At 62.3% G+C, this 18216-nt stretch carries 16 protein-coding genes and 1 tRNA gene; 11 read left to right on the forward strand and 6 right to left on the reverse strand.

The window, feature by feature from the left end:
* Positions 1 to 788: 788 nt before the first annotated feature.
* Together AC1TQG_RS26370 and AC1TQG_RS26375 are read left to right on the forward strand one after the other, a co-directional pair.
* A complete protein-coding gene (locus AC1TQG_RS26370; RefSeq protein ID WP_482141870.1) occupies positions 789 to 1358 on the forward strand; it encodes a helix-turn-helix domain-containing protein in 570 nt (189 codons plus the stop codon).
* Between the two features lie 179 nt (positions 1359 to 1537).
* Positions 1538 to 2665 (forward strand): tyrosine-type recombinase/integrase, encoded by a 1128-nt coding sequence (locus AC1TQG_RS26375; protein ID WP_482141871.1) that lies wholly within the window; start codon positions 1538 to 1540, stop codon positions 2663 to 2665.
* A gap of 24 nt (positions 2666 to 2689) precedes the next feature.
* On the opposite strand, the gene AC1TQG_RS26380 is transcribed toward AC1TQG_RS26375, so the two are convergent.
* Positions 2690 to 2766 (reverse strand) — tRNA-Leu (locus AC1TQG_RS26380).
* A gap of 143 nt (positions 2767 to 2909) precedes the next feature.
* On the opposite strand from AC1TQG_RS26380, the gene AC1TQG_RS26385 reads away from it, so the two are divergent.
* Positions 2910 to 3539, forward strand: coding sequence for an ANTAR domain-containing response regulator (locus AC1TQG_RS26385; RefSeq protein WP_482141872.1), 630 nt, complete (start codon positions 2910 to 2912; stop codon positions 3537 to 3539).
* Between the two features lie 212 nt (positions 3540 to 3751).
* Here the strand turns inward: AC1TQG_RS26385 and AC1TQG_RS26390 are convergent, their stop codons facing one another.
* Positions 3752 to 3946 carry a hypothetical protein gene (locus AC1TQG_RS26390; RefSeq protein WP_482141873.1) on the reverse strand — a complete coding sequence of 65 codons (195 nt, stop codon included), beginning with the start codon at positions 3944 to 3946 and terminating at the stop codon, positions 3752 to 3754.
* Between AC1TQG_RS26390 and AC1TQG_RS26395 the strand changes: the two genes are divergently transcribed.
* A complete protein-coding gene (locus AC1TQG_RS26395) occupies positions 3918 to 5072 on the forward strand; it encodes an ABC transporter substrate-binding protein (protein ID WP_482141874.1) in 1155 nt (384 codons plus the stop codon). The genes AC1TQG_RS26390 and AC1TQG_RS26395 overlap by 29 nt on opposite strands.
* 87 nt (positions 5073 to 5159) lie before the next feature.
* Here the strand turns inward: AC1TQG_RS26395 and AC1TQG_RS26400 are convergent, their stop codons facing one another.
* The 4 genes from AC1TQG_RS26400 to AC1TQG_RS26415 are packed head-to-tail and all read right to left on the reverse strand — an operon-like array spanning position 5160 to position 9332.
* Positions 5160 to 5996: an ABC transporter ATP-binding protein gene (locus AC1TQG_RS26400; protein WP_482141875.1), complete on the reverse strand. Its 837-nt coding sequence runs from the start codon at positions 5994 to 5996 to the stop codon at positions 5160 to 5162.
* Positions 5993 to 7102 (reverse strand): ABC transporter ATP-binding protein, encoded by a 1110-nt coding sequence (locus AC1TQG_RS26405; protein ID WP_482141876.1) that lies wholly within the window; start codon positions 7100 to 7102, stop codon positions 5993 to 5995. Before AC1TQG_RS26405 ends, AC1TQG_RS26400 begins: the two co-directional genes overlap by 4 nt.
* Complete coding sequence (locus AC1TQG_RS26410) at positions 7095 to 8084, reverse strand: branched-chain amino acid ABC transporter permease (RefSeq protein ID WP_482141877.1); 990 nt, start codon at positions 8082 to 8084, stop codon at positions 7095 to 7097. The genes AC1TQG_RS26405 and AC1TQG_RS26410 overlap by 8 nt, the downstream gene beginning before the upstream one ends.
* Before the next feature lie 3 nt (positions 8085 to 8087).
* A complete protein-coding gene (locus tag AC1TQG_RS26415) occupies positions 8088 to 9332 on the reverse strand; it encodes a branched-chain amino acid ABC transporter permease (protein WP_482141942.1) in 1245 nt (414 codons plus the stop codon).
* Between the two features lie 306 nt (positions 9333 to 9638).
* On the opposite strand from AC1TQG_RS26415, the gene polA reads away from it, so the two are divergent.
* From polA to AC1TQG_RS26450, 7 genes are all read left to right on the forward strand, one after another.
* Positions 9639 to 12383 carry a DNA polymerase I gene (polA, locus tag AC1TQG_RS26420; RefSeq protein ID WP_482141878.1) on the forward strand — a complete coding sequence of 915 codons (2745 nt, stop codon included), beginning with the start codon at positions 9639 to 9641 and terminating at the stop codon, positions 12381 to 12383.
* 102 nt (positions 12384 to 12485) lie between these two features.
* Positions 12486 to 12908, forward strand: coding sequence for a YciI family protein (locus AC1TQG_RS26425; protein WP_482141879.1), 423 nt, complete (start codon positions 12486 to 12488; stop codon positions 12906 to 12908).
* A gap of 55 nt (positions 12909 to 12963) precedes the next feature.
* Positions 12964 to 14187 (forward strand): RNA polymerase sigma factor, encoded by a 1224-nt coding sequence (locus tag AC1TQG_RS26430; RefSeq protein ID WP_482141943.1) that lies wholly within the window; start codon positions 12964 to 12966, stop codon positions 14185 to 14187.
* 57 nt (positions 14188 to 14244) lie between these two features.
* Positions 14245 to 14538, forward strand: a complete 294-nt coding sequence (locus AC1TQG_RS26435) for a hypothetical protein (protein ID WP_482141880.1) — start codon at positions 14245 to 14247, stop codon at positions 14536 to 14538.
* Positions 14535 to 15359, forward strand: coding sequence for a hypothetical protein (locus tag AC1TQG_RS26440; protein ID WP_482141881.1), 825 nt, complete (start codon positions 14535 to 14537; stop codon positions 15357 to 15359). Before AC1TQG_RS26435 ends, AC1TQG_RS26440 begins: the two co-directional genes overlap by 4 nt.
* 61 nt (positions 15360 to 15420) lie before the next feature.
* The gene (locus tag AC1TQG_RS26445) at positions 15421 to 17340 is read left to right on the forward strand and encodes a fumarate reductase/succinate dehydrogenase flavoprotein subunit (protein ID WP_482141882.1); all 1920 of its coding nucleotides are present in this window, start codon (positions 15421 to 15423) and stop codon (positions 17338 to 17340) included.
* 10 nt (positions 17341 to 17350) lie between these two features.
* Positions 17351 to 18097 carry a succinate dehydrogenase/fumarate reductase iron-sulfur subunit gene (locus tag AC1TQG_RS26450; protein WP_482141883.1) on the forward strand — a complete coding sequence of 249 codons (747 nt, stop codon included), beginning with the start codon at positions 17351 to 17353 and terminating at the stop codon, positions 18095 to 18097.
* The last annotated feature ends 119 nt before the right edge of the window (positions 18098 to 18216 follow it).

Genomic DNA, 18216 nt, shown 5'->3' on the forward strand with positions numbered 1-18216 from the left:
GGCGGTTGTGCACAACATCACGCCGCCGTGCACGTCCTTCGCATTCCGCGATTCATTCATCCCGCGGGTCGGTGGAGACAAGGTTATCCTTGCCGCGTGACTGGCGTGATCTGCAAATTCTGCGGCGTGGTTCGTTCCAAGTCGAGCGGTGACACGTGCAAGAAGTGTCGCAAAGGGACTCTGAAGCGGAGGACCTTCAACAAGGTCGCAAGTCGACGGGCGAAAAAGGCTGTTGGACCTCTGCAGATTGTGAGCGGAGGTTTACCCGGGACGAGCAAGCGTCAGTAGCCAAGCTTGGAACTGATGCTGTCCAGAGAGATCTTGGCTGCGACGCCGCTGGGCCCGTGAGGTCGCCGCGGCGCTGATTGCCCGGATCCGTTGCCGTTTGTGTTGGCAGTAGGTGCTGATTATGCGGACGAAATCCATCGCAGTTCACCTGCGGTCGATTTGACGAATCAAGATTGATCGGGTCAGGCAGCGCCGCCGCCGCGTCTCGTTGACTGTTCCTGTGCGTCTAGCCAGCGCTCAATTTCGCTGCGCCGGTAAAGGACTCGTGATCCGGCTCGGAACGAAGCAGGACCTTGATTGGCGTGGCGCCAATACCGCAGTGTCGCGGCCGGCAGGAATGGCCACTGTTCGCTGACTTGGTTGGTTGTAAGGAATTCCTCCGACATCGCGCCCTCCTGGCTTTCGTTGCTGCTCGATTCGACGGTGCATGACGAGTCTGTAGTGAATCAATTCGAGCGTGGCACTTGTTGGTGATGCTGTCAAGCATTACGGTGGCAAATATGAATCATGATGAGGCTGGTGCCGGTGGGCGAAGTTTTGCCGCGTCGATGCGCCAGGGACGACAGGCGCTGGGTCTTAGTCAGCGGGCACTGTCGCAAAAGTTGACGGAACTGGGCGTCTCGATCGACCAGGCTGGCATCACGCGTATGGAGAGCGGTCAGCGTGAGCCGCGGCTGTCGGAAGCTGTAGTGATCGCGGAGTATCTGCAGTTCGACATCTTGCAGGTCGAGATCGACCAGCCGAACGTCAGCTACTACGGTGCGATGCAGCAAGCGACCCAGCGGTACTTTGACGCGCGCTCCGCAGTTGCGGACTACCTGTATGCGGCGAAAAATGTTGCCACTCAATACAAGCTGTGGGAAATACGTGATCCGTCGTCCGATGATGACGGCGAGTTCCTTGCCCACACTGCTACGTTGCCAGGATCTGAGAAGACCTACGACGCGAAGCCGGTTGACTTCACAGAGCTCGACTGGGACTGGAGCGTCCCGTATCTGGCCAACCTCCTGCGTGGCCTGGCGCCGGAATCCGGCTCGGCCAAGGATCTTGGCGACAGCGGCGGCGAGTGAAGACGTTGTGAGCGTGAGGAATGCCAGTGAGCGATGGAACGCCGCCGGAGAGGTTAGCGCCCAGCGATCAAGGCGTTAGGCGCCCACGTTCAGGACAACGTCGAGGCCGTCGAGCAGGTGTAGCGGACCTTTGGCTCACGAAGGACAAGAAGACCCGTACGTCGAGGTATGGCCGCGGTATGCGTTGGCGCGCTGTGTATGTCGACCCATCCGGCGCCGAGTACACAAGGGCCTTTCGAACGAAGGCTGACGCTCAGGGCTGGCTTGATAGCAATACGGCCGCCATGGTCGCCGGGACGTGGGTTGAACCCGGCAAGAGCAAGGAACGGTTCGAGACCGTAGCGGAACGTTGGATGCTGAGTAAGGCTGGGCTGAAGCCGAAAACGTTTGCTGGCTACCGAAGCTTGCTCGACACCGTGGTGCTACCTCGGTGGGAGGATGAGCGACTGGTTGACATCGATTTCGCGTCCATCCAGACCTGGGTCAGTAGCCTGAGTGGCGTTGGTGGAAGCTCTAGATTCGTTGACAGGGGATTGTCCCCGTCGAGGGTGATCCAGGCGTACCACACACTCTCGGCCGTGCTGAAATATGCGGTCAAGAGTGGCCTGCTGATGAGGAACCCGGCCGATGACGTTGAACTCCCGCGCAGAGGGGAAGCGGAGCATGTCTATCTCAACCACGTGCAGCTCCTTCAGCTGGCGGAGGAGTGCCGGCAGTTCAAGTCGCTGGTGTTGGTTCTCGGTTACTGCGGTCTGCGGTTCGGGGAGGCGATAGCGCTTCGTGTTGGTGACGTCGACCTCGATAAGGGGAGAATCCGAGTCCGACGGTCGGCGACGCACGTAAGCGGACAGGGCTACGTGGAGGGTACGACCAAGAATCATTCGTCTCGCACCGTCCCGGTGCCGACGGTGGCACTCGAGCCGTTGCGTGAGCAGATCGGCAATCGATCGGCCGACAGGTTGGTATGGCCCCCGACCAGCTCGACCAAATGGTTGACCATCGGCGCATTGAGGTGGGTCTTCGACCCCGCGGTGAAGCGGTGTGTGAAAGCCTCGCCTGGGTTCCCGACGATCACCCCGCACCAGCTTCGGCACACTTGCGCCTCGCTGGCGATCAGTGCCGGGGCGAACGTGAAGGTGCTTCAGACGCTGCTCGGGCACAAGACAGCGACCATGACACTAGATCGTTACGGACACCTGATGCCGGATGATCTGGATGAAATTTCTAAGGCAATGGACGCTGCAGCTGAATCTGCTGCGTACCGTCTGCGTACCGGGATTGAATCGAGCGACCGTGAAGAGGAGTGAAACTACCTCTGACCTGCGCGAATATGGTGCCCCCGGTCAGACTCGAACTGACACTGGACGGGTTTTGAATCCGTTGCCTCTGCCAATTGGGCTACGGGGGCTCGTCGCAGAAGTCACTTTAGAGGACAGGCCTCACGCCAACCAAACCGGTACTGTTGCGTCACATCGTGGTGGGGGAAGTAGCGTGTATTGCTGCTGGTCCGCGCGTGGTGACCAGGCAATTTTTCAATGTGGAGGTGGACTGATGGCGACAACGGACGCGATTGCAGCCAAGGGCGGGGAGCCGGTTACCTCGACGTGCCGGGTTCTGGTTGCCGAAGATGACTCTCTGATCCGGATGGATCTGATCGAGATGCTCCGGGAAGAGGGTTACGACGTCGTGGGGGAGGCCCCGAACGGTCAGGTGGCCGTCGACCTCACCGAGGAGCTCCGTCCGGATCTGGTGATCATGGATGTGAAGATGCCCGTGCGCGACGGCATCGACGCCGCCGCGGAGATCGCCAGCAAGCGGTTGGCGGCGGTAGTGATGCTGACGGCGTTCAGTCAGCGTGAGTTCGTCGAGAAGGCGCGCGATGCCGGGGCGATGGCATACCTGGTCAAGCCGTTCACGAAAGCTGACCTGGTGCCGACGATCGAGGTGGCGGTCAGCCGCTACAACGAGCTCCATGTCCTGGAGCGCGACGTCGCTGATCTGACCGAGCGGCTCGAGATCCGCAAGCTGGTGGAGAAGGCGAAGGGCATCTTGATGCAGTCGCACGCCTTCAGCGAGCCCGAAGCCTTCAAATGGATTCAGCGCGCGGCAATGGATCGCCGGACAACCATGAAGGCGGTTGCCGAAGTGGTCATCGAAACGCTGGGGACCAAGCCGAGCTGATCTCGTAGAGAACGTCTTTCGCGTGGCTGAAGCCAAAGCAAACTGGCCGAGGTCTCGAAATGATCACGGCGCGCTCCCAGAGGCTGTAGTTTCACGAACGTTACTCGCGGGCAACACGTTGGCGCTAGCTTTACCCCAGCAAGCGTCGGTCGTATGCGTCGTCAATGGCGCGCCGCGCTTTGTGGATGCACCGCGAGGAGAATATTGATGGCTCATAGATATCTCTTGAGGGGAACGGTGGCGCTGGCTGTAACAGCCATGGCGTTGGCCGGATGTAGTAGCGATGATGACTCGTCAGATGCGGCGTCGTCGAGCGGATCGGAGACCACCACAACCACTGATTGTGGCGACAACGTCCCCCAGGCCTCGCCTGGACCGGTGAGCACAGCCCCCTTGAAGATCGGCACACTGCTTCCTGCGACCGGCTCCCTGGCATTCCTGGGACCGCCTGAGTTCGCGGGCGTCGCACTTGCCATCCAAGACGTCAACGCTGCAGGCGGCGTCCTCGACAAGCCCGTCGAAGAGGTCAACGGCGACTCCGGTGACACCACCACCGACACCGCAAGCGCCACCGTCGACCGTCAGCTCGCGGCAGGCACCCAGGTGATCGTCGGTGCGGCGTCATCGTCGGTGTCGCTGAAGGTTATTGACAAGGTCGCCAGCGCAGGCGCCGTCTTGTTCTCGCCGGCCAACACATCGGACGAGTTCACCTGCTACGCCGACAAGGGCATGTACTTCCGTACGGCCCCGGCCGACACACTGCAGGCCCAGGCCCTGTCCCAGGTCATCGCCGAAGGTGGCGTGCAGCGCGTCTCGATCCTGGCGATGAACGACCCGTACGGAACCGGCCTCGCCTCCAACACTGTCGCTGACCTGGAAGCTGCCGGCATTCCGTCCGACCAGATCCAGAAGATCATTTACGACCCGAACGCCCAGTCGTTCAACGCTGAGGTCGACCAGGTGAAGAACTTCAATCCCGACGGCATCGCCGTCATCGGATTCGAGGAGAGCGCCAAGATCCTCACCCGTATGAACGAGGTTGGAATCGGACCGAAGGACAAGCTGGTCTTCGGTGTCGACGGCAACATGGGCAACGCGCTGGGTGAGTCGGTAGGCGCCGGCATCCTCGCGGGGATGAAGGGCACCACACCGCTGACCGAGGTCGGCCCGGACTTCGAAGGCCGACTCCTGGCCGTCGATCCCGGTCTGATCGACTTCAACTACGCCGGTGAAAGCTATGACGCAGTGGTGATCTCGGCCCTGGCGGCAGAGATCGCGAAGTCGACCAACGGTCAGTCGATCGCTTCGGAGATCAACAACGTGACCAAGGACGGCACCAAGTGCACGACCTACGAACAGTGCCTGGCGCTGGTCCAGGCCGGTACCGACATCGACTATGACGGTGTCACAGGAGAATTGGCATTCGTGACCGCCGGTGAACCGTCGATCGGTTCGTACGGTGTTCTCGAGTTCGACGCCGACAACAAGCTGATCACTCCGGTTGCCGACTTCAAGGTCGTCTCCGACGACTGATCGCCAGTAGCGACAGTCACACAACCCAATAGGAAAGGGGCCCAGGTCGAAAGACCTGGGCCCCTTTCTTTGTCGTTCTTGGGAGAACTACTTCTTCTCGGAGCTGCCTGCCAGTGTTCCCAGGTACAGCTCGATGATCTTCGGATCGTTGGCGAGGTTGGTGCCCGTATCGGTGTAGGCGTTGCGGCCCTGATCGAGCACGTATCCGCGGTCGCAGATCTGCAGGCAGCGACGGGCATTCTGTTCCACCAGAACCACCGACACCCCGGTGGCGTTGATCTTCTTGATCCGGATGAACACCTCGTCCTGGAACATCGGCGACAACCCCGCCGACGGTTCGTCCAGCAGCAGCACCGACGGCTCCATCATCAGTGCACGGCCCATGGCCACCATCTGACGTTCGCCACCGGACAACGCGCCGGCCTTCACCTTGCGCCGTTCGGCGAGTAGTGGGAACAACTCCGAGACGAAGTCGAACCGCTCGTTGAACTTCTTGGGACGCAGATAGATTCCCATCTCGAGGTTCTCTTCGATGGTCAGCGCCGAGAACACGTTCAAAGTTTGCGGTACGTAGCCGACGCCCTTGGTCACCAGCACATGCGCTTTGGCGGACGTGATGTCGTCGCCGCGCAGGGTCACCGAGCCGACCCGCACCGGAATGAGACCGAACAGCGACTTGAGGAGGGTGGATTTGCCCGCACCGTTGGGGCCGATAATGCCGACGATCTCACCGTCGTCGAGATAGAAGTTGCAGCCTTCCAGGATGTTGATGCCCGGCAGATAGCCCGCGGTGATGTCGTCGGCCCGGAGCAATGCGTTCTCCGCGTCCTTGCGATGTACCTCGGGGGTCGCGGCGAGCTCGGCCTGGGTCAGCGCGCGATCCGGCGGTGTCCCACCGGATTTCGACATGTCCGGCCCGCTCATGGTGTGTCCTTTCGGTCCGAGTCATCGGACTTCTTCTCGGGTTCGGCGATGACCGGTTCGGAAAGATCGCCGCCGGCCTGCAAGGTTTCCTCGATCGCCGCCTGCACCTCTTCGGCCAGAACCGCGGTCTCGCCGACGGGGTTGCCCTCGTCGTCGAACTCCAGGGCCTGATCGTGATGGCCGCCGAGGTAGGCGTCCACCACCGCCGAATTGTCGCCGAGTCGACCGGGGAGTGACTCCGCGATGACCTTGCCCTGCGCCATCACCACCACCCAGTCGCTGATGTTGCGGATGACGTCCATGTCGTGTTCGACGAAGACCACACTCATGCCCTCGTCGCGCAGTGACTTGATGTGTTCCAGCAGGCTCTGGGTGAGAGCCGGATTGACGCCGGCCATCGGCTCGTCGAGCATGATCACTTCAGGGTTGGTCATCAGCGCACGGGCCATCTCCAGCAGCTTGCGCTGGCCACCGGACAATGAGCCAGCGTAGTCGTCGGCCTTCGTATCCAGTTTGAACCGTTTGAGCAATTCGTATGCACGCTCGGTGGTTTCGGCTTCCTGCTTACGCCACAACCACGGTGCCAGCGCGGCGAACATGTGCTCACCTTTTTGATGGCGGGCACCGAGCCGGACGTTGTCGAGCACCGACAACTTCGACAGCGCCTTGGTCAGCTGGAAGGTGCGGACCATGCCGTTGCGGGCAACCCGGTGCGGCACAACCGTTCCCATTTCCCGACCGTTGAGTGCCCACGTGCCCGTATCGGGTTTGTCGAATCCGGTGATCAGGTTGAAGAACGTGGTCTTACCGGCACCGTTGGGGCCGATCAGGCCGGTGATGCACCCGCGTTGGATCTCCAGATGTTCGACGTCCACGGCCTTGAGACCACCGAACGTGCGGGTGATCCCGTCGACCGTGATGATCGGATCGGGTTTGGCTGAGCCCGGCTCAGGTGAAACCGACTCGAAGATCGCCGCGCGTTCGGCTGCCGAGAACGTCTTGAGTTCGGCGAGCGTGGCCGGAGCGGCGTCCGCTGTCAGGGTGGTCGCCTCGCCTGTCGGCTCATCGCCGGGCGGGTCGGATTTCAGATGGCGTCCATCAGGCATCGAGTTGCACCTCCCGCTTGTTACCCAGGATTCCTTGCGGTCTGAAGACCATCATCAGCGCTATGGCCAATCCCAACAAGACGTAGCGGATGGCACCGACCTGCTGCTGGGTCAGATCGAACCAGGCGTCAGGGCCGGTGGTGACCTGCCGGAGCAGGGCATCGGGGATCGCGAGCAGGAACCAGAACAGCATCGCACCGACCACCGGGCCGAATACCGTTGCGGCACCGCCGAGTATGAGGGCGCCGTAGGCGAAGAACGTCTGCGCGGTGGAGTAGAAGTCCGGGTTGATCGATTGCGTCTGTATCGCGTTGTAGACGCCGGCGATGCCGCCGATGCAGCCACCGAGGATGAGTGCCTGCATCTTGTAAAGGTAGGCGTTCTTGCCGAGCGAACGTGCGGCGTCCTCGTCCTCGCGAACCGCTTTGAGCACGCGGCCCCACGGACTGCGGACCAGAAGCCACACCAGCAGGCAGAGCAGCAACACGATTGACCAGCCGACCACCATCGCCCACAGGTCGGTGCCCTGGAACTTCACCCCGAAGAACGAGTACTGCTTGCCGTTCTCGAACGGGCTGTACTCGAAGAACCCCCCGGCATAGCCGAAGATGCCGTTGGTGGAGTGGGTCAGGTCATTGGACGCGGTGGAGCGGAAGATCAATCGCAAGATCTCCGATGCCGCGATGGTGACGATCGCCAGATAGTCCGCCCGCAGGCGCAGGGTGGGGAAGCCGAGGACCAGGGCCAGGACGCCGGAGGCGATGATGCCCACGAGCGCACCGATCCACAGGGGCTGGTCGTAGTTCTCGGCCATGATGCCGACGCCGTAGGCGCCGAGCAGGGCAAAGCCGATCTGACCGAAGTTGAGCAGTCCGGCATAACCGAAGTGCAGGTTGAGGCCGATGGCCAGGAGCGCGTAGAAAATCGCCGACGGGCCGACCAATTGGGCAACCGAGATCTGAAGTGCCGAAATGATATCCATGTCTCAGCCGATCCTCGCTTTGGACCCGAGAATGCCCTGGGGTCTGATGGTGAGAATGACGATGAGGACCAAAAGGCCTCCGATGTATTTGAGGTCGGGGTCGATCCAGTACGTCGAGAGCTGCACCAGCAGACCGACGATCACACAGCCCAGGAGCGCGCCGTAGGCCGTGCCGAGGCCACCGAGGGTGATGCCCGCAAACATGAGCAGCAACAGCTTGAATCCCATCTCCCATTGGACACGTCCACCGAGTTCGGACATCGCGAACAGGACACCACCGAGCGTGGCCAGGGCGCCGGCCAACGACCACACGAACAGGATCACGCGGTCGACGTTGATACCCGAGGACGCGGCCAGATCCTTGTTGTCCGCGACGGCTCGCATTGCCTTGCCGATCCGGGTCTTCTGCAGCATGACCGCCACCAGCAGGAGGACAACCAGGCTGATGATGATGCACCACAGGTTGACCGGGGTGATCGCGAAAGCGCCCGACCCGATCTGTTTCTGGACCTGATAGTCGTCGAGAGGTTCGGCGCGGTCGGAGAAGAAGATCAGGATGAGGTATCGCATGATCAATGCCAGACCGATGGAGACCACCAGCATCGCGATCAAACCCGAGCGCCGTCGACGCAGTGGTCTCCAGATGGCCAGCTCGTTCAGCATGCCGATCCCGATGCCGACGATGATCGCGAGGATGGTCGCCGGGATGAGCTGGATGTGCAACTTCACGTTGAAGAACCAGGCCACCACCGCGCCGAGGGTGACGAGTTCGCCATGGGCGAAGTTGGTCAGGCCGGTGGTGCCGAAGATCAAGCTCAACCCCACGCCACAGATGGCGATGATCAGACCGAATCGCAGACCGTCGATGGTGAGTCGGGTGAGTTCCTCGGCCGCGGAGATCTCGGTGCTCGTCCGCTTCTCACCGAACAGGAAGATCACCGGTCGCGGCGAGCCCGGGGTGACCGTGACCGGCACGGTGTCCCGCTGGACCTCGACCCCGCTCGGGATCGTCGTCTTCTCGATGACGACGGTGTAATTGCCCGGCGGCACGAACACCTCCCACACACCGGTTGCGGCGGAGATGGTGGACTCGACCGTCGCGCCGGCCTGGTCCTTCGCATCGACTTGGACACCGGCAACGGGTTCAGAGCCGTTGCGCAGGGTTCCGAACACTCGCACGGTGTCGTCGTCGGCGGGGGCCTCTGGAGCAGCCGAGGCCAGGCCGGAGCCCATCAGCCCGGCGAACATGAGTGAGATCAGCAGGGCAAGCAAAGCTCCTGCACCCCATCTGGCTCCAAAGACCCTTACCCGTTGAGCAGGATGGGGCATCACGCGTGTGTCCTCCCGAAAATGGTCGGCACCCGGCCGTTGGCCGGGCGGCGGAAAGTCATCTTTGCGGACTCTATAGCCAGCGATCGCACTCGGCAGGCTTTAGAAGTTTCCTCGCGGTTACCGTTGAGTAACTGAGTTCGTGACCTCGAAAAACAGTGCAAATTCATGAGTTTCTGGCCCGTATGGCAAGGCGTGTCGGGGCCGCTCCATACACTTGGACCCGTGAGTCCTGCCCAGATCAGTCAGCCCGGCCGTGCAACGGCGAAGTCCGCAACCGAATCGGGTGATCGCCCGACCTTGATGTTGCTCGACGGTCATTCACTGGCGTTCCGCGCTTTCTTCGCGTTACCGGCAGAGAACTTCAAAACAGCGTCGGGTCAGACCACCAACGCGGTGTACGGATTCACCTCGATGCTCATCAACCTGTTGCGCGATGAGGCGCCGTCGCATATCGCGGCCGCGTTCGATGTGTCCCGGCAGACATTCCGTGCCGAGGTGTTCCCCGCATACAAGGCGCAGCGCAGTGCCGCGCCCGACGAGTTCCGTGGCCAGGTCGATCTGACCAAAGATGTCTTGGGCGCCATGGGGATTCCGGTCTTCGCCCAGGAGGGCTACGAAGCCGACGACATCATCGCCACCCTGACCACGCGGGCCGAGGCTCTCGGGTACCGCGTGCTGGTGGTCACCGGAGACCGCGACGCGCTCCAGCTCGTCAGCGACAACGTCACCGTGCTCTACCCCAAGCGGGGTGTGTCCGAGCTGACGCGTTTCACGCCGGGAGAGGTGGAGACCAAGTACGGACTCACCCCCGCCCAGTACCCGGACTTCGCGGCACTGCGCGGCGATCCGTCCGACAACCTGCCCGGAATTCCCGGTGTCGGGGAGAAGACGGCCACCAAATGGATCCGTGAATACGGCTCACTGTCGGCGCTGGTCGACAACGCGGACAAGATCAAAGGCAAAGTCGGCGAATCGTTTCGGACGCACCTGGCCAATGTCCAGATGAACCGGCAACTGACAGAGCTGGTTCGCGACATGGACCTGCCCATCGGGCCGGACGACCTGATGCTGGCGCCGTGGGATCGCGACAAGATCCATCAGCTCTTCGACGACCTCGAGTTCCGCGTCTTGCGTGATCGCCTTTTCACCACACTGTCTTCTGCGGAGCCGGAGGCCGAGTCCGGCTTCGACCTGCGCGGCAGCCTGTTGGGTGCCGGCGAGGTCGCTGCCTGGCTTGCCGCGCACGCTGCTCCCGGTGGCGCGCGCACCGGGTTGACGGTGCTCGGGCCCCGTCAGGTGTTCGGGTCGGATGTCACCGGTATCGCGATTGCCGCCGCGGACGGTGAATCGGCCTACTTCGACCCCGCAGAGATCGGACCCGACGACGAGAAGATTGTCGCCGAGTGGCTGGCAGATGCCAACGTACCCAAGGCAATTCACGAGGCGAAGTGGGCGTTTCATGCACTGCGCGGCCGTGGATGGCAGCTCGGTGGTGTCACCAGTGACACTTCGCTGGCCGCTTATCTGGTGCGTCCGGGACAACGCTCGTTCAACCTCGACGACCTCGCGCTGCGTTATCTGAAGCGCGAACTCGTCGCCGAGGCCGTGGCCGACAACGGTCAGATGTCTTTGCTCGACGAGGACTCCGGTGCGCAGGCGGCTGCCGATCAAGCGATGCTGCAGGCGCAGGCGGTCGCAGAGCTGGCCGACCGGTTCGACGAAGAACTGGCGAAGATCGACTCGGCGTCGTTGCTCACCGACATGGAGCTGCCGCTGCTGTTCGTGCTGGCCGAACTCGAGGCTGCCGGCATCGCCATCGACACCGCGCACCTGGAAGAGCTGGAGTCGGGTTTTGCTGCGCGCGTGCGGCAATCGGCCGATCTGGCCTATGAGGTGATCGGTAAGCAGATCAACCTGGGATCGCCGAAGCAGCTACAGGTGGTGCTGTTCGACGAGCTGGAGATGCCCAAGACCAAGAAGACCAAAACCGGTTACACCACGGACGCCGACGCACTGGCCGGGCTGTTCGAGAAGACGGGCCACCCGTTCCTCGAGCACCTGTTGGCTCATCGCGACGCCACCAGGCTCAAGGTCACCGTCGACGGACTGCTCAAGACGGTCGCCGATGACGGACGGATCCACACCACCTTCAATCAAACCGTGGCCGCGACGGGTCGGTTGTCGTCGACCGATCCGAACCTGCAGAACATCCCGGTGCGCACCGACGCCGGCCGTCAGATCCGCCAGGGCTTTGTGGTGGGCAACGGTTACGAGAGTCTGATGACTGCCGACTACAGCCAGATCGAGATGCGGATCATGGCGCACCTGTCCGGTGACGAGGGCCTGATCGAGGCCTTCAACACCGGGGAGGACCTGCACAGCTTTGTCGGGTCCCGGGCGTTCGGTGTGCCGATCGAGGAGGTCACCCCCGACATGCGGCGGCGGGTCAAGGCGATGAGTTACGGCCTGGCATACGGACTGAGTGCGTTCGGTCTGTCGCAACAGCTCAAGATCAGCACCGGCGAGGCCAAAGACCAGATGGAGGCGTACTTCACGCGCTTCGGTGGCGTGCGGGACTACCTGCACGAGACCGTCGAAGAGGCCCGCCGCAACGAGTACACGTCCACCCTGTTCGGCCGGCGGCGGTACCTGCCCGACCTCAACAGCGACAACCGGCAACGCCGCGACGTGGCCGAGCGCGCTGCGCTGAACGCACCAATCCAGGGCACCGCTGCCGACATCATCAAGGTCGCGATGATCGATGTGCAGAAGGCGCTCGCCGAGCAGAACCTCACCTCGCGGATGCTCCTGCAGGTCCACGACGAACTCGTCTTCGAGGTTGCGGCCGGTGAGCAGGACAAGCTCGAAGAACTGGTCCGGGCGAAGATGGGTGGCGCGATCGAGTTGTCCGTGCCGTTGGATGTGTCGATCGGTTATGGCCGCTCATGGGACGAGGCCGCGCACTGAGTCAAAAAGTCTTTCGGTGAGTGTGTCGATCGGGTCGATGCTTGTTCGACGCATGGGTGAGGGCAACGAACCTCAGAACATCCACTGAATGAGGAGAAGACAATGCGATACATGATGATCATGCGCGACACGCAGGAAGCGATCGACGCGAGCAAAGAGGTCCCCTTCGAGGAGATCATCGCGGCGATGGGCGCGTACAACGAGAAGCTGGTCAAGGCCGGTGTGCTGCTGTCCGGCGAAGGCCTCGCGGACGCATCCGAAGGCATTGTTGTCGACTTCAACTCCGATCCGCCCGTGGTGACCGACGGACCATACGCCGAGGCAAAGGAGCTGTTCAGCGGTTTCTGGATCATCGAGGTCTCCAGCAAGGAAGAGGCCGCACAGTGGGCCGCACAGTGCCCGCTGGGTAAGGGCAGCAAGCTCGAGGTGCGGCGCGTCCACGGACCCGAGGACTTCCCGGCGGACAACGAATGGATCCAGAAGGAAGAGCAATGGCGCGAAGAACTGGATCAGAAGTCGAGCTGAGCCGCCGGTGAGCCATCCCGACGCGATCGGCCGCACCGTTGATGCGGTGTGGCGGATGGAGGCCGCGAAGATCGTCGCGACCCTCAGCCGCATGGTCGGTGACGTCGGTCTGGCAGAAGACCTGGCGCAAGAAGCACTGGTAGAAGCGCTATCGAAGTGGCCGGAGTCAGGTGTCCCGCGCAATCCGGGCGCCTGGCTCACGACCGTCGCGAAACGCCGTGCCGTCGACGGCTGGCGGCGCCAAGAGCGGTTGGACGCGAAATATGTCGCGATCGCCCGCGACTTGGACACCCGACCCGACACCGAACTCGGCTGGGATCCGGACAACATCGACGATGACGTCTTGCGGTTGATATTCGTCTCGTCCCACCCGGTCCTGGCCAGGGAAGGCCAGATCGCGCTCACGCTGCGCGTCGTCGGTGGTCTCACCCCGACCGAGATCGCTCAGGCGTTCCTGACCTCGACCGCCACGATCCAGCAGCGCATCGTGCGCGCGAAGAAAACGCTCAAGGCCGCGAACGTGCCGTTCGAGGTGCCGCCCCGCGAGGACTATCCGAAGCGACTGTCCGCGGTGCTCAGCGTGATCTACCTCGTGTTCAACGAGGGCTATTCGGCCTCCTCCGGTGATCGCTGGATCCGCAGCGAGCTCTGCACGGAAGCGCTGCGACTCGGCCGCATCCTGGCGGAACTGGTACCCGGCGAACCGGAGGTGCATTCGCTGGTGGCCCTGATGGAGTTCCAGGCCTCACGATTCGGTGCGCGCATCGCCGCCGACGGGACGCCGATCCTGCTGTCGGACCAGGACCGCAATACGTGGGATCGAGCCCAGATAGGCCGCGGCACTGCGGCACTCGCGCGTGCCGACGCCTGCGGACGTGGCCGCGGACCCTACGGCCTGCAGGCTGCGCTGGCGCAATGTCATGCCACCGCGGCGACCGCGCAGGACACCGACTGGCACCGCATCGTGATTCTGTACGAGGCGCTGGGGAGGTTGGCGCCGTCGCCGGTGGTGGACCTCAATCGGGCGGTTGCGGTATCGATGGCATCCGGGCCCGGTCCGGCGCTGGAGATCATCGACGATCTGGTGGCGGACGGTGCTCTGGCCCGGTCGCATTTACTGCCCGCGGTCCGCGGTGAACTCTTGTCGCGTTTGGAACGGTACTCCGAAGCTGAGGGGGAGTTGAGGAAGGCGGCAGGGATGGCCGGAAACCGAAGGGAGAGCGAAGTTCTGCGAGCCAAGGCGGATTCGATGTCCGACACGTTCGGTCAAAACCGTTGACTGAATCGGTCCTGCCAGTACTGTGGTGCGTATCACAAGGGTCTTGGAGGGAATGCCATGGCAACCGCCGAAATGAACGAACTCCATCGCAGCATCGGCGCGCTGCGGCATCACATCGTCACACTGAAACTGCACTACGGGGATGTTGATGCAGTCCGCCGGATGACCAATGATCTCGACCGCCTCGAGATCGACCTGCACGACTTCGAACAGTCTCCACCGCCGGTGCGTAGATCACCGGTGGGCAAGGACGACGTGGTCTACGTGCCGGACAGCAAATCAGACGAGTCCGCGTGGCTCGGAGCGCAAGACGAAGGGCTGGGCTTCCACTCGCGTGAGCGAACGAAGTGAGCGCCCCCGCGACTGAGCGGGAAGCAACCGGGATTCTTTCTCCCGGACGGGCGCGCATCCTGGCGCGAACTCTTCGAGTGGATCGATGGTGGCTGTCGCCACTGCTGACCGTGATCGGTCTATCGGCGTTCATCATCTACGCGACCGTGCGTTCATTTGTCCGCAGCGCCTACTGGGTCGCGGACTACCACTACCTCTCACCGTTCTATTCGCCATGTCTGAGCGAATCGTGTGTCCCGGGATCAAGTCATTTCGGAACCCCGTTTCCGGAACTCCCGATGTGGATTCCACTCGGTTTTGTGGTCCTGCCGTTTCTGCTCGGCTTCCGGGTGACCTGTTACTACTACCGCAAGGCCTACTACCGGTCGTTCTGGGCCTCTCCACCGGCGTGTGCGGTGGCGGAGCCGCACGGTCGGTACACCGGGGAGACCCGCTTTCCGCTGATCGTCCAGAACGCCCATCGCTACTTTTTCTATGTGGCACTGATCGTTTCGGTGATCAACACCTACGACGCGGTCACCGCGTTCCACGGCAAGGGTGGTGGTTTCGGCTTCGGTCTGGGCAACATCATCCTGGTGGGCAACGTGATCCTGCTGTGGACGTACACGGTGTCGTGTCATTCGTGTCGGCACGTCACCGGCGGGCGTCTCAAGCACTTCTCGGCACATCCGATCCGATACTGGATCTGGACCCAGGTGTCGAAGCTCAACACCCGCCACATGCAGTACGCCTGGATCACGCTCGGCACGCTCGTGCTCACCGATTTCTACATCATGCTCGTGGCCAGTGACACCATCTCCGACCTGCGCTTTGTGAACTGATCCGTTGCCGTGTGCGCAACGACTGTTGCGCAATCGATTTCACGCTGGGAGCCATTGCTAGATGACCGAAACCGAACGCCACCAATACGACGTTGTTGTGATCGGGGCCGGTGGTGCCGGCCTGCGGGCAGTCATCGAGGCCCGGGAGAAGGGTTACTCCGTCGCGGTGGTGTGCAAGTCGTTGTTCGGCAAGGCCCACACCGTCATGGCCGAAGGTGGTTGTGCCGCATCGATGGGCAACGCCAACTCGAAGGACAACTGGCAGACCCACTTCAAAGACACCATGCGCGGCGGCAAGTTCCTGAACAACTGGCGCATGGCGGAACTGCACGCCAGAGAGGCGCCGGATCGGGTCTGGGAGCTGGAAACCTATGGCGCGCTGTTCGATAGGACCGCTGATGGCCGAATTGCCCAGCGCAACTTCGGTGGTCACACCTATCCGAGACTGGCGCACGTCGGCGACCGGACCGGCCTCGAACTGATCCGGACGATGCAACAGAAGATCGTCTCGCTGCAACAAGAGGACTACGCGGCCACCGGCGACTACGAGGCGCGTATCAAGGTGTTCGCAGAGTGCACCATCACCGAACTGCTCAAGGACGGCGATGCCATTGCGGGAGCGTTCGGATACTGGCGTGAATCCGGCCGCTTTGTGCTGTTCGAAGCTCCGGCAGTGGTGCTGGCGACCGGCGGTATCGGTAAGTCCTTCAAGGTGACGTCCAATTCGTGGGAGTACACCGGCGACGGACATGCACTCGCGCTGCGGGCCGGGGCCAGCCTGATCAACATGGAGTTCATCCAGTTCCATCCGACCGGCATGGTCTGGCCACCCAGCGTCAAGGGCATCCTCGTGACGGAAGGAGTCCGCGGCGACGGTGGCGTCCTGAAGAACGCCGACGGCAAACGGTTCATGTTCGACTACATCCCGCCGGTGTTCAAGGGGCAGTACGCCGAAACGGAAGAAGAGGCCGACAAGTGGCTCGCCGACAACGACAGTGCACGCCGGACACCCGACCTGCTGCCGCGTGACGAGGTCGCCCGCGCGATCAACGAAGAGGTCAAGGCAGGCCGCGGCACCGAACACGGCGGCGTCTACCTCGACATCGCTTCCCGGATGCCGGCAGACGAGATCATCCGCCGGCTGCCGTCGATGCACCACCAGTTCAAAGAACTCGCCGATGTCGACATCACGGCCGAACCCATGGAGGTGGGTCCGACCTGTCACTACGTGATGGGTGGGATCGAAGTCGATCCGGATACCGGGGCCGCACGCGTACCGGGCCTGTTTGCGGCCGGTGAGTGTTCGGGCGGCATGCACGGCTCAAATCGTTTGGGTGGCAATTCCTTATCCGATCTGTTGGTGTTCGGACGGCGTGCCGGGCTCGGTGCGGCGTCGTATATCGAATCGCTGCAGACGCGACCCACGGTCGCGGCCGCGGATATCGACCGGGCGGCGGCGTTTGCATTGGCGCCTTTCGATCCGCCTGCCGAGGGCAAGCCAGAGAATCCCTACACATTGCACACCGACCTGCAGCAGTCCATGAACGACCTCGTCGGCATCATCCGGAAAGAGGCGGAGGTGCAAGAGGCGATCGAGGTCCTCGACAACATCCGGGGCCGACTGTCCGGCATGCAGGTGGAAGGGCACCGCCAGTTCAATCCGGGCTGGCATCTGGCGGTCGACCTGCGAAACATGCTGCTGGTCTGTGAATGTGTCGCCAAGGCGGCACTCCTGCGCACCGAAAGCCGTGGTGGCCACACCCGCGACGATCATCCCGCGATGGACCCGAACTGGCGCAACACACTGCTGGTCTGCACCGCCGACCTCAGTGACGATTCGCCGGTCCCGGAGGTGGCGGTGGTCAAGGAGGAGCAGACCCCGATGCGTCCGGAGCTGTTGGAACTCTTCGATTTCCCCGAGATCGAGAAGTACTACACCGCCGGCGAAATCGCCGGTCACCCTGACGCCGGCGGCAACTAGGAGAACTGACATGGGCTATGACGCGAAGTTCCGGGTGTGGCGTGGTGACACTGCGGACGGCGACCTGCAGGACTACACCGTGCTCGCCAACGAAGGTGAGGTGGTGCTCGACATCATCCACCGGCTTCAGGCCACCCAGACCCCGGACCTGGCTGTGCGCTGGAACTGTAAGGCCGGTAAGTGTGGTTCGTGTTCGGCGGAGGTCAACGGCCGTCCGAAACTGTTGTGTATGACCAGGATGTCGACATTCACCGAAGACGAGGTCATCACGGTCACGCCGCTGCGCACTTTTCCGGTGATCCGCGACCTGGTCACAGATGTCTCGTTCAACTACGCGAAAGCCCGTGAGATCCAGTCATTCACGCCGCCCGAAGGCCTCGAGGCGGGGGAGTACCGGATGAAACAGGTCGATGTGCAACGGTCGCAGGAGTTCCGCAAGTGCATCGAGTGTTTCCTCTGCCAGGACGTCTGCCACGTTGTCCGCGACCATGAGGAGAACAAGGAGAACTTCGCCGGTCCGCGCTATCTGATGCGTATCGCCGAACTCGACATGCATCCACTCGATGTGGCCGAGCGGCGAGATTCAGCCCAGTCCGAACACGGTTTGGGACTGTGCAACATCACCAAATGTTGCACCGATGTGTGTCCCGAACACATCAAGATCACTGACAATGCGCTGATCCCTATGAAAGAACGTGTCGTCGACCGCCAATACGATCCGCTGGTGTGGTTGGGGAACAAGCTCTTTCGCAGGTAGCCGGCAGCCATTGGTTCCACCCGCGCACTGCGGATGACGATCGCTTGTGTGGATGAACGCGATCCGCGATGGCCGCAGACCGGGCCAACTCCGGCAGCAGCCCGTAGGGTTGGAAACGG

The organism is Williamsia sp. Y844 (assembly GCF_056786475.1).